Raw genomic sequence first — 14,831 nt, 5'->3', positions numbered from 1 at the left:
TCCGGCGACCGCGCGATGGCGCGGCCGCCGGCGATGAGGGGGGTGACTACTGGATGTTGGAGCGGCGGATGGTGTCGGCCGAGCCGTCGCCGTTGTTGTCGGAGTTGGTGGAGCCGAACCAGATGGCGTTGGCGCCGGGCACCTTCTCGACCGCGCGGAGCCTGCCGTAGGTGCCGTTGAAGTACGAGTTGACCGTCGAGACGTTCTCGCCGTTCAGCACGATGCGCCACAGCCGCTGGCCGCGCAGCGCCGCCATGAACACCGTGTTGTTGACGATGGCGATGCCGCTCGGCGAGGCCTCGGAGACGCTCCAGGTGTACTTCGGGTTCGTCATGCCGGACGTGCTGCAGGTGCCCTCGCAGGTGGGCCAGCCGTAGTTCTTGCCCGGCTGGATGAGGTTGAGCTCGTCACGCGAGGAGTTGCCCAGCTCCGACTCCCACAGCCGGCCGGCCGAGTCCCAGGCCAGGCCCTGCGGGTTGCGGTGGCCGTAGCTGTAGACGCGGGTGCCGAACGGGTTGCCGGGCGCGGCGGCGCCGGTCTTGGTGATGCGCAGGATCTTGCCGTTGAGCGAGTCGAGGTCGGGGGCGTTGCTCGACTGCTGCGCGTCGCCGGTGGTGACGTACAGGTAGCCGTCGGGGCCGAACCTGATGCGCCCGCCGTTGTGGTACCGGTTCTTGTCGATGCCCTGGAGGATGGTGGCGTAGCCGCTGAGCGCGGTGCCGTTGAAGTTCATCTTCACGACCCGGTTGCCCTCGGAGGCGGTGTGCATGAAGAACACCTCCTGGTCGCTCGTGCCGTTCCAGGTGGGCGAGAAGTCCAGGCCCATCAGGCCGCCCTCGCCGTCGGTGGTCTGCACGTTGGGCACGGTGCCGACCTGCGTCTTGGTGCCCGACGGGGTGATCTTGAAGACCTTGAACGTGTCGCGCTCGGTCACCAGCGCGTACGTGCCGTCGGGCGCCCAGGAGATGTCCCACGGCACGTCCCAGCCGCCGGCGATGCTGGTCGGCGTCTGCGGCACGGTGCCGCAGGTCCCGGTGGTGAACGACGCGGACGGCGCGCTCGGCGTGGAGAGCTGGTTGGCGCTGTCACGCGCGACCACGTGCACCTGGTACGTGTGCGCGCATTCGAGCGGCACACTGGCCGTCGTGGCGGGCGGGGTGCCGGTCACCGTGGCGAGCACGGCGTTGGTGGCGTTGTCACGCACGAGGTAGGCCCGCACGCCGTTGTCGTCGGTGGAGGCGCCCCAGGTCACGGTGGCGGAGGCGGACTGAACGCCGCTGACGGTGGGCTGCCCCGGCTGCGAGGGCGGGTTGTCGGCGGGCGCGGGCAGCGTCTGGCAGTTCGCCTCGGGGCTGCTCAGCGACACGTTGCCCGAGGCGTCGCGGGCGAAGACCGACAGCTGGTAGGAGAAGTTCGGGTTGAGCCCGGTCAGCCGGTACGGCGGCGCGGTCGCGGTCGCGATCTGCTGGCCCTGGTGGTAGATGTCGTAGGCCACCACGCCGATGTTGTCGGTGGACGGCGGCCAGTCCAGGGTCAGGGCGTTGTGCGTGATGTCGGAGCACGTCGGCTGGCCCGGCGAGGTCGGCTTCTCGGTGTCGCCGGGGCCGGTGACCCGCAGCCGGTCGAGGTTCGGGCCGCCGTTGTCCGTGGTGGCCGTGGCCCTGACCGTGTTGCCGCCCGCGTTGAGCGGCGCGTTCACGCTGATCTCCTGCCAGGTCGTCCAGGCGCCGGTGCCGGGGAAGGACCGGGCGGTGGCGACCGCGGTGCCGTTGACGGCGATGGTCATCGGCCGGTCGGTGGTGGTGCCGTTGGCGAAGCGGAAGGTCAGGCTCTGGGTGCCGGCGGCGGCCGCGCTGACGGCGAACTCGACGTAGGAGCCGGTGACGTTGTCGTAGTTGACGAACCCGGAGCCGGTGAATCCGGCGTGGTTCGACTCGACGACGCCCTGCGAGATCGTCCCGGACTCGGCCTGGTAGTCGGTGAAGTTCGAGGACTGGACCTCGGCGTCGAGGTAGTCCCAGTTCGGGTTGCCGCCCGCACCGGTGGCGGTGGCCCTGATCGTGTTCGTGCCCGCGGTGACCTGGGCGGTCAGCGTGATCGTGGCCCAGGTGGTCCAGGCGCCGGTGGCGGGGAAGGACCGGGCGGCGGCGACGGTCGTGCCGTTGACCGCGATGTCGCTGGGGCGGTCGGCGCCGGTGCCGTTGGCGTAGCGGAAGGCCAGCGTGGCCGTGCCCGCGGCGGGCGCGTTGATCGTCCATTGTGTGTAAGAGCCGGCGACGTTGTCCCCGTTGACGAAACCGGTGCCGGAGTAGCCGGCGTGGTTGGACTCGACGACGCCTTGGGAGATCGTCGCGTTCTCGGCTTCGTACCGGGTGGGTGCCGCGTCCGCCGGGAGGGCCGTGGCCATTCCCAGGGCGAGTAAGCAGGCGATGACGCAGGCCCGGGACTTGCTGAAGTTCATCGGGCGCTCCTGGCTGAGAGTGATGCCTGGTGTAAGAGAGGGGAGCTTTCCAAACGTTTGCCATAAACCGTCAGCCTCGTCAATAGTTGGAACGGTCCATTGCTTAGGAAAGTTTCCTAACTTTGTCGCATCGATACATCGGATGACATTGACCGGTAGACAGGGCACCACGCCGGGATGTATCCCTGAAGTGCGCAAGGAGATCGGAGCCATGGGCCTCCGATCGTGCAGGACCGCACCGGCGGCACGGCATCACAGCTCGTCAGACCCGGAGTGATACATGGGACGTCTTCGCGCAATCACCGCCACGGCACTCGGCGGCCTGTTATTTCTGCAACCGGTTGCCGTCAGCTCGGCCGCGGCGGCCACCCTCTACGAGGCCGAGAACGGGACGATCTCGCAGGGGGTCGTGGAGTCGAACCACGCCGGGTTCACCGGCTCGGGATTCGTCAACCTCGAGAACGTCACCGGCTCCTCCGTCGAGTGGACCATCCAGGCGGCGGACCCCGGCCCGGTCACACTCTCCCTCCGCTACGCCAACGGGACGGCCGCCGACCGCCCGATGACCGTCACCGCCGGCGGCACCGGCACCACCCTGTCCTTCCCCGGCACCGGCTCCTGGACCACCTGGCGGACCGTCACCGTACGAGTCACGCTGACAGCCGGCGCGAACGCGGTCAAGGCCACGGCCACCACCGCCAACGGCGGCCCGAACCTCGACTCGCTGAGCGTGGACCCCTCCTCGACGGGCACCGACTGGTCCCGGGCGATGGTCGACTCGACGATGGCCCGCTTCTCCCCCGGCACGCTCGGCGGCTGGAGCTACCCGCAGGGCCTCTACCTCTGGGGCCAGTACCTCGTCTACCAGCGCACGGGCGAGCCCCGCTACCTGCAGTACATCAAGGACTGGGCCGACCGGTTCGTGGACTCCTCCGGCGGCATCTCCCAGACCTTCGGCAACCTCGACAGCATGCAGGCCGGCAACGTCCTGCTCGCCCTCTACCGGGAGACCGGGCAGGCCCGCTACCGCACGGCCGCGGCCAAGATCAGAACCCGGCTGAACACGTACCCGCGCACCTCCGACGGCGGCTGGTGGCACTCCACCTCCACCTCCCGCGAGGGCCAGCTCTGGGGTGACGGCGTCTACATGGCCGATCCGTTCCTCGCCCGGTACGGCGCCTGGGTGGCGGCCGACTCCTTCACCAGCGCCGAGCCGGCCAAGCAGCTCGAGATCTACTGGAGCCACCTGCGCCGCACGTCGGGCCAGGCCGCCGGGCTGCTGTACCACGCCTACGACGAGCCGGGCGGCCCCACCGCGTCCTGGGTCAAACCCTCCCTGGGCAACACGAACGGGATCTCCTGGTGCCGGGCGATGGGCTGGTTCGGGATGGCCGTGACCGACATCCTCGAGCTGATCCCGGCCGACCATCCGCGCCGGGCGGCGCTCATCGACATCCTGCGCGAGCTCGTGCCCGCGTACGCCCGCTGGCAGGACCCGGCCACGGGCCGCTGGTGGCAGGTGGTCACCGAGCCGTCGAACCCGTCGAACTGGACGGAGACGTCGTGCTCGGCGATGTACACGTACACGATCTCGCGGGCGGTCGAGCGCGGGTACGTGGACGCCTCCTACCGCGCGAACGCCGAACGCGGCTACCAGGGAGTGCTCTCCCAGGTGTCGCTCGGCTCCGACGGGCGGACCAACCTCGTGGGCGTCAGCGAGGGCACCAACGCCAGCGACTCGCTCGCCTACTACTTCGGGCGTGCCCGGCCGGTCAACGACTTCCACGGGCTGGGGGCGTTCCTCATCATGAACGAACAACTGAGCCGCTGAAGTGTGTATTTTGGTCACTTCCGTATCGCCTGCAACACGGAGAGAGACCGCGTGCGTTCCGCAAGACTCGTCCTCGGCGCCGCCCTCGCCGCCTGTGTCCTGCCCATCGCCACCCCACCCGCGGCGGCCGCGCCGCTCGTCGCCGGGTCCGCGACCGCGCTGCCCCCGGTCAGGGTGCGGCTCGCGGTGCCCGCCGCGGTCTCGGTGGGGATCAAGGGGCAGGCGCAGCGGACCAGCTACTACTGCGCCCCGGCGTCCAGCGCGATCGTGCTGCGCGCGTTCGGCGTCAGGCGCGGCCAGGACCAGCTGGCCGGGGAGATGAAGACGAGTGCCGAGGCCCGCTCGACCAAGCGGGAGAACACGCTGGCCGTGCTCAACGCGTACGTCAGGCCGGAGGGCTACCAGTTCCGGCTCACGTACGCGAAGGACGACCCCGCCGCGCTGATGGTGCAGGTCTCCCAGGCGGTCGGCGTGCTCGGGAAGCCCACGATCGTCGCGGTCCTCGGCAACCGGCTGCCCTGGAGCAGGAAGAAGCGCGACTTCGGCCACGCCATCGTCGCCTACGGCTACGACACCGCGAAGGGCACGATCACCGTCTGGGACCCGAACGCGCGCCGGGGCGCCACCGGCACCCACGTGATCCCCGCCAAGGACCTGGCCGCCGTCGTCTTCGACATCCCCGCCAGGGGGATCGGCGGGGTGTTCGAGCTGTCCAAACCGCTCCTGCCTCGGTGACGGCCCGCGGTGACGGCTCGCGGTGACGGCCGCGCCCTAGGATGAGTCCCGTGGGGGTCGAGTTCGGGATCCTGGGCGAGGTCAGCGCGTGGGCGGACGGCCGGCCGATCAACCTCGGGCCCGCGCGGCAACGCTGCGTGCTGGCGGCCCTCCTCGTCGACGCCAACCATCCCGTCTCCCTCGACCAGCTGACCGACCGCGTCTGGGGCGACGCCCCGCCGCAACGGGCCGCGGGCACGCTGCACAGCTACCTGTCCCGCCTGCGTTCCGTCCTGTCCCCCTCCGACGGCATCCACCGCAGCGCCGCCGGCTACCTCCTGCGGGTGCGGGAGGAGGCGGTGGACCTCCACCGCTTCCGCGCGCTGCTGGCCCGGGCGCGGGCGAGCGACGACCGGGAGGCCGCCCGACTGTACGGGGTCGCGCTCAGCCTGTGGCGCGGGGAGCCGTTCGCCGACCTGGACACCCCGTGGCTGGCGGCCCTGCGCCACACGCTCCAGACCGAACGCCTGTCCGCCCGGCTCGACCACCACGACGTCCAGCTCCGGCTGGGCCGGCACGCCGGGCTGCTGCCCGAGCTGGCCGTACTGGCCGATCGCCACCCGCTCGACGAGCGCCTCGTCGGGCAGCTCATCCTCGCCCTCTACCGCAACGGCCGCCAGGCCGAGGCGCTCGACCGCTACGAGCGGACCCGCCGCCGGCTGGCCGACGAGCTGGGCGCCGATCCCGGCCCCGACCTGCGGCGGCTGCACCTGCGGATGCTCACCGCCGAGACCACGCTCACCCCGCGCTCCGTTCCGGTGCCCCGTCAGCTCCCGCCGCCGCCGCCGTCGTTCGCGGGGCGCTCGCGCGAGCTGGCCGCCCTCGACCGGATCATGGCCGCGTCCGGGAACACGGTGGTGATCTCCGCCATCGGCGGCACGGGCGGCGTCGGCAAGACCTGGCTCGCCCTGCACTGGGCGCACGGCAACCTGCCCCGCTTCCCCGACGGCCAGCTGTACGTGAACCTGCGCGGCTTCGACCCCTCCGACGCGCCCATGCCGCCCGAGACGGCGGTGCGCGGCTTCCTCGACGCCCTGGGCGTGGACGCCGCCGCGGTGCCCGTCGGCCTGGAGGCGCAGGCCGCGTTCTACCGCAGCCTGGTGGCGGGCAAGCGGATGCTGATCGTGCTCGACAACGCCCGCGACACCGACCAGGTGACCCCGCTGCTGCCCGGCAGCCCGTCCTGCGCGGTGCTGGTCACCAGCCGCCGTCAGCTGCCCGGCCTCATCACCGGCCACGGCGCCCGGCCCATCCCGCTCGACGCCTTCGACCCGGAAGAGGCCCGCCAGGCGATCACCGGCCTGCTGGGCGAGAAGCGGGTGCGGGCCGAGCCGGACGCGGTGGCCGACCTGCTCGACCGCTGCGGCGGACTGCCGCTGGCGCTGGGCATCGTCGCGGCCCGCGCCCGCATGCATCCCGGCTTCCCGCTGGCCGTGCTCGCCGGGCAGCTGCGCGAGGACTCCTCCCGGCTCGACCTCCTGGACGCCGGGGAGCAGACGGCCAGCCTCCGCGCGGTCTTCTCCTGGTCCTACCGGGCGCTCACGCCGCCGGCCGCGCGCCTGTTCAGGCTGCTGGGGAGCGCGTTCGGCCCGGATCTCGGCGGCGCGGCGGCGGCCAGCCTGGCCGGGCTCACGGGTGGTGAGGTGCGGGCGCTGCTCGGGGAGCTCGTACGGGCGCACCTCGTCACCGAGAACGTCGCCGACCGGTTCACCATGCACGACCTCCTACGCGCCTACGCCGCCGAACAGGACCTCCCCGCCTCCCCCGCCGACCCCGCCGAACAGGACCTCCCCGCCTCCCCCGCCGACCCCGCCGAACAGGACCTCCCCGCCTCCCCCGCCGACCCCGGCATCTACGGCCCCAGCTCCTCCTCCGATCAGCGGCGGGCCGCGACGTGCCGCCTGCTCGACCACTACCTGCACACGGCCCACGCCGCGGCCCTGATCATCAACCGCAGCCGGCAACCGCTGACCCCGGACAAGCCCCAGCCGGGGACGTCCCCGGAGAACCCGGCGGACCACGACCAGGCGATGGAGTGGTTCGCCACCGAGCACCCCACGCTCATGGCCGCCGTCCGGCACGCCGCCGACACCGGCCTCGGCACCCGCGCGTGGCAGATCGGCTGGACGCTCAGCGACTACCTGGACCGCCAGGGGCGCTGGCTCGACCTGCTCGCCGCCCACAGCGCCGCGCTCGCCGTCGCCCGGCGGCAGGCGGACCGGTACGGCGAGGCCCAGTCCCACGCCGGGGCCAGCCGCGCCCTCATCCGGCTCGGCCGGCTCGACGACGCGCGGGCCTACCTGGAGCGGGCGATCGCCCTGTTCACCGAGCTGGGCGACCGTGACGGCCGGACCCGTGCGCATCTGGGCCTCGGCTTCATCCACCAGAAGCAGGACCGGCCCCGCGCCGCCCTCGAACAGTTCCATCAGGCCCTCGCGCTCCACCGCGAGGCGGGCAACGAGGCGGGCGCGGCCTTGTTCCTCAACTCGATCGGCTACCAGCTCGTCCTGCTCGGCGAGTACGAGGAGGCCATCCCGTACTGCCAGGAGGCCCTGGACCTGCACGCGAAGCTGAGTTACCGGCACGGCCAGGCCAGCGCGGGCGACAGCCTCGCCTACGCCTACCACCACCTCGGCCGCTTCGCCGAGGCCGCCGAGCTCTACCGGCGCTCCATCGGCCTGTTCCAGGAGGTCGGCGACCGCTGGCACGAGGCCGACACCACCGTCCACCTCGGCGAGATGTACGACGCCGCCGGCGACCGCGCCGCCGCCCTCGACACGTTCCGCCGCGCGCTGGAGCTGCTGGAGCAGCTCAACCACCCGGACGCCGACCGCCTGCGCGCACGGCTGGCCGAGTAACCCTTAGACGTTACTCGAAATGGAAAAGGCGGTTACACAGCGCACTGTTAGCTTGGCCGGGCATTGCCATCCATACGGAGGGAAACAGCTTCATGGCTATATCGTTCGGCCGCATGACCCGTCCCGTCGGCCTCGGGCTCGCCGTGGCGCTCGGCGCCACGCTGTCCTTCGGGATCGCCACGCAGGCGTCCGCCACGACGGCGTCGTCGGCGCAGAGCGTCGCCGAGCAGCGGGTGAAGGTCTACGAGCTGGTGACGAAGGATGGCGGCTTCTTCTACACCAGCAACGAGGCGGAGAAGGAGAGCGCGATCACCAAGCACGGCTGGTCGCTGACCCAGACCCCGATGTACTACATCTCGCGTGCCCCCTTCGCCGGCGGCAAGCCGCTCTACCGGCTGCGCTGGGAGAGCAAGGCCTCCTACATCGTCACCGGCTCCGTCACGGAGCGGGAGTCGCTCGTGAACTCGGGCAAGTTCCGCTACGAGGGCATCCTCGGGTACGCGCCCGCCGCGGCCTCCGCCGGTGAGACGGTGAAGATCTTCCGCCTGTCGAACAACAACAAGTGGCGCCTCGCCATCGAATCGCACACCCAGAAGATCCTGGCCAACGAGCCGGGCTGGACGCTCGACGGCCCGCTGTTCAACCAGTTCACCAAGGCCGGCTGAGCAGCAGTTCGCTGAACGGGGGCGCGCCGGATCACGTGCACCCCCGTTCTCCTTGGGGGATTCAGCGGAGGCACAGCTCCAGGAGGGCCCCCGCCCGGGGTGTGCGGTCGATCCACACCTCGCGGCCCCGGCGCTCACGGGCGATGAGTCGCGCCGCGACCAGCCGGTCACAGTGGAACGTCAGGCTGCTGGGCGGGATGTTCATGCCGCCGGCCAGCGTGGTCATGGTCATGGGCCGGTCGAGCGTACGCAGCAGCTCCGCCCGTACGGGTCCCACCAGCTCCGAGAGGTCGTCGCAGTCCGTACGCCACAGCCTTCCGGCCGCGGGAACCGGATACGCGATCCACACGGTCTCCGGGTCGTCCAGCCCGACGATCAGCGCGTCCTTGCCCGCCAGCATCGGCACGAGCACCAGCGACCGGTCCCCCAGCTCGTGGACCCCGGCCGCGACCCCCTCGATGACCAGGCCGTTCTCTTCGCGGACGAGCCGCCCGGCGAGCGAGCCGAGCAGCGCGTCCGCCCCGCCGCGCACGCTCGCGACGCCCACCCGCGCGACCTCCCTGTCAAGGAGCGGGCGCGCCCTGCTCCACAGCGGCTCGGCGACGGCCCACACGTCGGCTAGCGCGCCCGCGTACCCGCGCAGCCAGCGGTCGGGCCGGTCGGCGGCGGCCCGCCAGTGCGCGGGCAGCGGCCCGAACGCCTGCTCCAGGTCCTTGAGCAGGAGGTCGGGCGGCATGTCATGCAGGCGATCGATCTGCTCCTGGACGGATACGTCACCGACGGGGACGCACGGCATGACGCTGTCCGGCACCACCGCATGGCCGGGTGCTCCCAGCGGCCGTACCGCCTCCTTCGACCGCCAGCCGGACCGTGCCTGAACCGCCCTTCGCCACGACTGGGGCAGACCGCGATAACGGCCCGCGAGCGCATCCGTGATCATGGCGAGCACGGTCAAACTCGGGGAGAGCGACACCGAAATTCGCGGCGTCGCGGATATTCGTATTTCCGTCCGTTCCCGCGCGCTGAATATGTCCGACCGCCAATCACTCGTCCCGTACGTTCCACTGTGCCGGGCCGGTCTTGCACGGATCGTGTGGGTTCCATGAATCCCCTGCTCACCTCGGGCGTGCCGGGCGCGAGGCCCCGGTCGGAAAGAAGTAAGTGCTGATGTCTAGGCGAAAGGCGGGCGCCCGGATATGGTGCGATACGGGCAAGCCATAACAGTGCATCGTCTCCGGACTCCGATCGGTGGGCACCGCATGCCGGATCTGACGTTCGCCATTCAGAGATTGCCGGGCGTGAGCGTGATCTCGGTGGCCGGCGAGGTCGACGTCGCGACCGCCGGCCAGCTCGATCGTCATATCCGCGGCAGCAGGCGGCAGCCCGGCGAGCACGTGGTGATCGACCTCAGCGAGGCGCAGTTCCTGGGCAGCGCGGGCCTGCGCGTCCTGCTCAACACCCACGCCTTCGCCCGCCAGCACGGCGGCAGCCTGCACCTGGCCGCCCCCGATCCGAAGCTGGCCCGGATCATGGAACTCACGTGGGCGCACACCGTCCTGCACGTGCACACCACGGTGGAAGAGGCCGTCCTCGCCGCCCTGGGCGGCACGACCCACGAATCACTCGGCCCCGTCGACGCCGGCGACCCTTGTTGAGCTGCACGCTTCTCTCATCGGAGGGAGCCGCTCACCGCCGATCCGGAGGGCGTCCGCGTGGAAGCGCACGCGTCAGGTACGGCCTGTGCCAACCAGGCGGGCCCTGACCGGTGTGCGCAACCAAGCGCGCGGGCCGCGAGCACGCCCACCACGACGCCCACCACGCCCGCACGCGCCCTCCCCCGGACCACTGATCGCCCACTGCCCGCACCCCGACCTGACAGCATTACCCCGCAACCAGGCCCACCGCGCCGTCCCCGGCCCTCCCGCGCGGTCAGTTGACCGACGGCGCGGCGACCGGCACCCGCCCCTCGTACGGGTCGATGCGGTTGAGCGCGCCCCTGGCGATGTCCGCCACATCAGAGTCCTCGAACTCCTCGGTCAGCGGAATGCCCAGGCGCTCGAACAGCTGACGTGTCTCGTCCACGGTCGGCCGGGCGCTCAGCTGCGGCGCCTTCGCCACGTCCAGCAGTTTGGTCTGGTCGAGGCTGTTGTGCAGCTCGATGGACCACGGGTTGTAATGCGGGCTGTTCTGCGGAATGGCGAGGCCGGGAAACTCGGGACCCCGCTGGGTGATCACCAGATTGTGCTTGGTGAGGTCACAGCGGAACAGCGAGATCGTCCGGGACAGGCCGATCCGCAACTCCAGCACCTGGCTGTTGTGCTGCCGATACCAGCAGGCGGCCAGGATCGTCGAATAGACGTCCTTGCGCGTGCCCAGAGACGTCCACCCTTTCTCCTCGGCGCCGTCGTCGGCGAGACTGAGGTGCAGCTGGGTGTACTCCGCGCACAGAGGTTCGTCCGTCGGATCGATTAATTCCAGCAGGAAACGCAGTTTGCTGCGCTTCCTCTTGGCCCGCTCAACGCATTCGGGCAGCGTCACCGCCCGGATAAACGTGCCCGTACCCCCTTTGAACAGCCACATATCGCTGCCCGCCCGCGCCTCCTCAAGAAGCCGGGTGATGGCCGCCCCGTTGAGCGACTTGACCGAATCGCCGCTGGCCAGCAATCGCCACATTCCGTCGGTCGTACGCGCGACAGTATCAAGCTGGTCGGCCACCCGGGCCTGCCTGTTCCTGTCCCTGATCCAGACGAACGCGAGCAGGGCCAGCACCGGCAGAATCAGCTGGTCCGATTGTCCGTCTTTGAGCACATCGAGCAGATCGAGCACACTGACGGCAGCGGCGACGAGCAGCACGATGCCGAGATCCACGTTGGAGACTGCGGCACGGAGCCGCGCCTTGACGTTCGCCATGTCTGTCGTTTAGCGGTCCGGACGCTCCCCGTCAAGCCTTGATCACACTACGGGTACGCCTACGGCGACCTGGGGCTTCCGATTACGCCCGCGCCATTCTCCACCACCACCCAAATCGTCGGCTCGGCAACCCCGGATGGGCAAAACTCATCGACACAAGGTTTCCCCATGCGGCAACCCACCCTGAATCCCGGCCGAGCGAATTACCGGAATATCCGCCCAGCCGGCGCCCGTTTCGACGGCCACTTTCCGGCCTTCGACGACGTGTCAACCAGAACAGCGGCAACGTGGCGCGCAGTCACCGGCCTCCCCCGGTCGAGGCGGCGGGGACGCGAGCCGATCCGTCCGGATCCCGACTCCGCACCCCGTCGCGCACGACCTTCGACAGAGGTCCGGCGCACTCGCAACGAGAGGACGTCGACAGTCGCCGTTCCAGGTACGCAATGACAGGGTGATGAACGCCGCTCCAACATTGACAAGCGGACTTGTGACTGCATGACCGTTCATGTCAGTAGTCGCCCGACGCCTCCATACGAGCTCGGCAAACCTGGCCATATATGGACTAATGCGGACAATGACACGGTCGAGGTGCCCGCCCTCCTCGCCCCTGACCGGCACCTGTGGCCGGCCGAGGACGGCGGCAGAAGGGCCCACCCCTCATGCACCGCGACCGCGTGTTACCCGCCGCCCTGACCATTGCCTGCGCCGCCACTCTCACCCTCACCGCGACCGCCCAACCCGCCGCCGCGATCCCCCCGAACATCCCCTCCGCCGGCACCGCCGCCGCCCGCCTCGCCGAGCTCACGGTGGCGGCCGAATCTCACAGCAGCACGTACGACCGCGACCTGTTCCCGCACTGGATCACGATCAGCGGCTCCTGCAACACCCGCGAGGAAGTGCTCAAGCGCGACGGCACCAACGTCGTGACCAACTCCTCCTGCGCCGCCACCTCCGGCTCCTGGTACAGCCCGTACGACGGCGCGACCTGGACCGCCGCCTCCGACGTGGACATCGACCACATGGTCCCGCTCGCCGAAGCCTGGGCATCGGGCGCCTGGGCATGGACCACCTCCCGCCGCCAGCAGTTCGCCAACGACCTGGGCGGGCCCCAGCTGTGGGCCGTCACGGACAACGTCAACCAGTCCAAGTCGGACCAGGACCCGGCGGAGTGGCAGCCGCCCCGCACCGCCGAACGCTGCCGGTACGCCCGCGCCTGGATCCAGGTGAAGTGGTACTGGGGGCTGAGCACCGACAGCACGGAGAAGGCGGCACTGGGCAGCATGCTCACCTCCTGCTGACCCCCATCCTCGTTGCCCGAGCCCTCCGCCTCACGGACCTCTCTCGTGCCCGTCCCTGTGACTGGCACGCGGGAGGTCCGTCGTCTGACTGGCACACGGGAGGTCCGTCGTCGGCGACCGGGTGGCGATGGGCTCGCGTGATTCGGGACAAATGGCTCGGGAAGCAATGAGCCGGGAGCCAGCGACCCGGGCAGCGGGCAAGCGCTCGGGTGGACGGGCGCTCTGGTGGGGGCGGGCGCTCGAGTGGAGCGGTGGCGCGGGAGGGGGATGGGCGGGCGCGGAGTAGGCGGGCGCGAGATGGGCGGCCGTCGGGGTGGGCGGCCGTCGGGGTGGGCGCTGTGGGCGTGGGCACCGTGCGGCCGATGGTCGCGCGGGCGGCTGACCGTGCGAGCCGGCGACCGTGCGAGCCGGTGAGCGCGCAGGCCGATGAGCGCGCAGGCCGGTGACCGTGCGAGCCGGTGAACGCGCAGGCGGGGCGGTAGGTTGGGGGGCATGCCGCGTGACACCCTGACCCGGGACCAGATCGTCCGGGCCGCCGTCTCGGTGCTGGACGCCGAGGGTGTGGACGGGCTGAACATGCGGCGTCTGGGCACCCAGCTAGGCGCGGCGGCCACGGCCATGTACTGGCACGTCAAGAGCAAGGACGAGCTGGTCGTGCTGGCCGCCGACCACGTGTGGGACGAGATCGAGCTGCCCGACCCCGACGAGGTCGGCTGGCGGGCGGCCGCGGCGGCGCTGGCCGCCGGTGCGCACGGCATGCTGGGCCGGCACTTCTGGATGCTCCCGGCCATGAGCACCCACCTCCTCCACGGCCCCAACAAGGCCCGCTACGACGACCGCTGCCTGGCCGTCTACGAGGCCGCCGGGTTCAGCGGGCCGGACGTGGACCAGGCGGCGGCGACCGTGCTCATGTTCGTCATCGGCGCCGCGCAGGGTGAGGCGGCCGAGCTGGCGTGGCGGGCCCGGCTCCGCCGGGCGGGGGCGGACGAGGAGCAGCAGCTGCGCGCCACCGTCGCGCGCATCAGCGAGATCGCCGAGCAGTTCCCCCGGCTGCGGGCCCGTGCCACGCCGTCGGTGGAGGCCGCCCGTTCCCTGCCGGACGAGGACTCGTTCGAGTTCGGGCTGCGTACGATCCTCGACGGGCTGGACGCGCGGCTGGCTAATGGAAGTACGCGCTCGCGGCCGGAGTCGCCAGCAGGACGATGACGGCCGCCGAACCCGCGGCCGTCAGCACGAACCGGAGCACGATCAGCGGTCGCAGCATCGCGGGGAACGCCTCCTGCGCCGCGCGCACCACCGCTCTCCCGTCGAGCTCCCGCACGCCCGGCTCCTCGGACTTCTTGAAGGCCGTCTCGACGTAGCGGGACGCGAAGACCTGGGTGCCGGTGACGAACGCGCCCGCGGTCATGAGGAGCGCGGCGGCGACCCACGACAGGACCCGGCCCACCCCGCTGCCCGCGAGGCCGAGTGAGGCCAGCGTCGCCAGGGCGGCGCAGATGGCGAGGGGGAACAGCAGCTCCACGACGCTCTCGGCGAACTTGACCCCGTGCCGGGCGAGCACCCCCGTAGGCAGGCCCTGCCGGGTCACGACCGCCTCGGCCGCGCGCTGGGCCCGCTCCCCGTGCGTGTGGACGAGGACGGGCAGGACGAGGAACAGCACCGCGAGCGCGTACTGCAGCGTGGACGCGATGACGACGGAAACCGGCATGGGGCCCTCCCGGGACGACGACTTGCACAATGTTCAAGTCCGACGATAGGAAGGACTTGAACATTGTGCAAGTCACGAGAGAGTCAGCGGTAGGCGGCGGCCTGGAGGGTGTAGAGGTCGGCGTAGAGGCCGTTGAGGGACATCAGAGTCTGGTGGTCGCCCTGTTCGGTGATCTTGCCGTGGTCGAGGACGTAGATGCGGTCGGCGTAGCGGACGCTGGCCAGGCGGTGAGTGATGAGCAGGACGGTGCGGCCGTCGGAGTGGTGGCGGATGCGTTCGAAGAGGGCGTGTTCGGCGCGGGCGTCGAGGGCTGCGGTGGGTTCGTC

11 protein-coding genes and 1 pseudogene are annotated in these 14,831 nt (G+C 70.8%); 7 read left to right on the top strand and 5 right to left on the bottom strand.

From position 1 onward, the window contains the following. Positions 1–46: 46 nt before the first annotated feature. Complete coding sequence (locus ABZX61_RS59185; RefSeq protein ID WP_355210314.1) at positions 47–2,461, bottom strand: PQQ-dependent sugar dehydrogenase; 2,415 nt, start codon at positions 2,459–2,461, stop codon at positions 47–49. 280 nt (positions 2,462–2,741) lie between these two features. Here ABZX61_RS59185 and ABZX61_RS59180 point away from each other — a divergent pair, with 280 nt between their 5' ends. From ABZX61_RS59180 to ABZX61_RS59165, 4 genes are all read left to right on the top strand, one after another. Continuing rightward, positions 2,742–4,292, top strand: coding sequence for a glycoside hydrolase family 88 protein (locus tag ABZX61_RS59180; RefSeq protein WP_355210311.1), 1,551 nt, complete (start codon positions 2,742–2,744; stop codon positions 4,290–4,292). A 51-nt stretch (positions 4,293–4,343) separates the two neighbouring features. Beyond that, positions 4,344–5,027: a C39 family peptidase gene (locus tag ABZX61_RS59175; protein ID WP_355210308.1), complete on the top strand. Its 684-nt coding sequence runs from the start codon at positions 4,344–4,346 to the stop codon at positions 5,025–5,027. Positions 5,028–5,077: 50 nt separating this feature from the next. Further along, positions 5,078–7,924: a BTAD domain-containing putative transcriptional regulator gene (locus tag ABZX61_RS59170; protein WP_355210306.1), complete on the top strand. Its 2,847-nt coding sequence runs from the start codon at positions 5,078–5,080 to the stop codon at positions 7,922–7,924. 113 nt (positions 7,925–8,037) lie between these two features. Further along, positions 8,038–8,589: a hypothetical protein gene (locus ABZX61_RS59165; RefSeq protein WP_350742543.1), complete on the top strand. Its 552-nt coding sequence runs from the start codon at positions 8,038–8,040 to the stop codon at positions 8,587–8,589. A gap of 61 nt (positions 8,590–8,650) precedes the next feature. Here the strand turns inward: ABZX61_RS59165 and ABZX61_RS59160 are convergent, their stop codons facing one another. Further along, on the bottom strand, positions 8,651–9,529 hold the full coding sequence (locus tag ABZX61_RS59160) for a hypothetical protein (RefSeq protein WP_355210302.1): 879 nt from the start codon (positions 9,527–9,529) through the stop codon (positions 8,651–8,653). A gap of 256 nt (positions 9,530–9,785) precedes the next feature. Here ABZX61_RS59160 and ABZX61_RS59155 point away from each other — a divergent pair, with 256 nt between their 5' ends. Continuing rightward, a complete protein-coding gene (locus ABZX61_RS59155) occupies positions 9,786–10,244 on the top strand; it encodes an STAS domain-containing protein (protein WP_355210299.1) in 459 nt (152 codons plus the stop codon). 274 nt (positions 10,245–10,518) lie between these two features. Here ABZX61_RS59155 and ABZX61_RS59150 read toward each other — a convergent pair whose 3' ends face one another. Beyond that, complete coding sequence (locus ABZX61_RS59150) at positions 10,519–11,499, bottom strand: hypothetical protein (RefSeq protein ID WP_350742551.1); 981 nt, start codon at positions 11,497–11,499, stop codon at positions 10,519–10,521. Between the two features lie 659 nt (positions 11,500–12,158). Between ABZX61_RS59150 and ABZX61_RS59145 the strand changes: the two genes are divergently transcribed. Then, positions 12,159–12,797 (top strand): HNH endonuclease family protein, encoded by a 639-nt coding sequence (locus tag ABZX61_RS59145; RefSeq protein WP_350742553.1) that lies wholly within the window; start codon positions 12,159–12,161, stop codon positions 12,795–12,797. A gap of 492 nt (positions 12,798–13,289) precedes the next feature. Next, positions 13,290–14,003: a TetR/AcrR family transcriptional regulator gene (locus ABZX61_RS59140; RefSeq protein WP_355210295.1), complete on the top strand. Its 714-nt coding sequence runs from the start codon at positions 13,290–13,292 to the stop codon at positions 14,001–14,003. Here ABZX61_RS59140 and ABZX61_RS59135 read toward each other — a convergent pair. Together ABZX61_RS59135 and ABZX61_RS59130 are read right to left on the bottom strand one after the other, a co-directional pair. Continuing rightward, entirely contained in the window at positions 13,957–14,505 is a 549-nt protein-coding gene (locus tag ABZX61_RS59135) for a hypothetical protein (protein WP_355210292.1), read from the bottom strand. The genes ABZX61_RS59140 and ABZX61_RS59135 overlap by 47 nt on opposite strands. Positions 14,506–14,588: 83 nt before the next feature. Beyond that, positions 14,589–14,831 (bottom strand): annotated as a pseudogene (locus tag ABZX61_RS59130) (ABC transporter ATP-binding protein); the annotation flags it as partial.

The sequence above is a fragment of the Nonomuraea sp. NPDC003709 genome, from assembly GCF_040610775.1.
Lineage (GTDB): Bacteria > Actinomycetota > Actinomycetes > Streptosporangiales > Streptosporangiaceae > Nonomuraea > Nonomuraea angiospora_A.
This window is presented reverse-complemented; position numbering and strand designations above follow the sequence as displayed.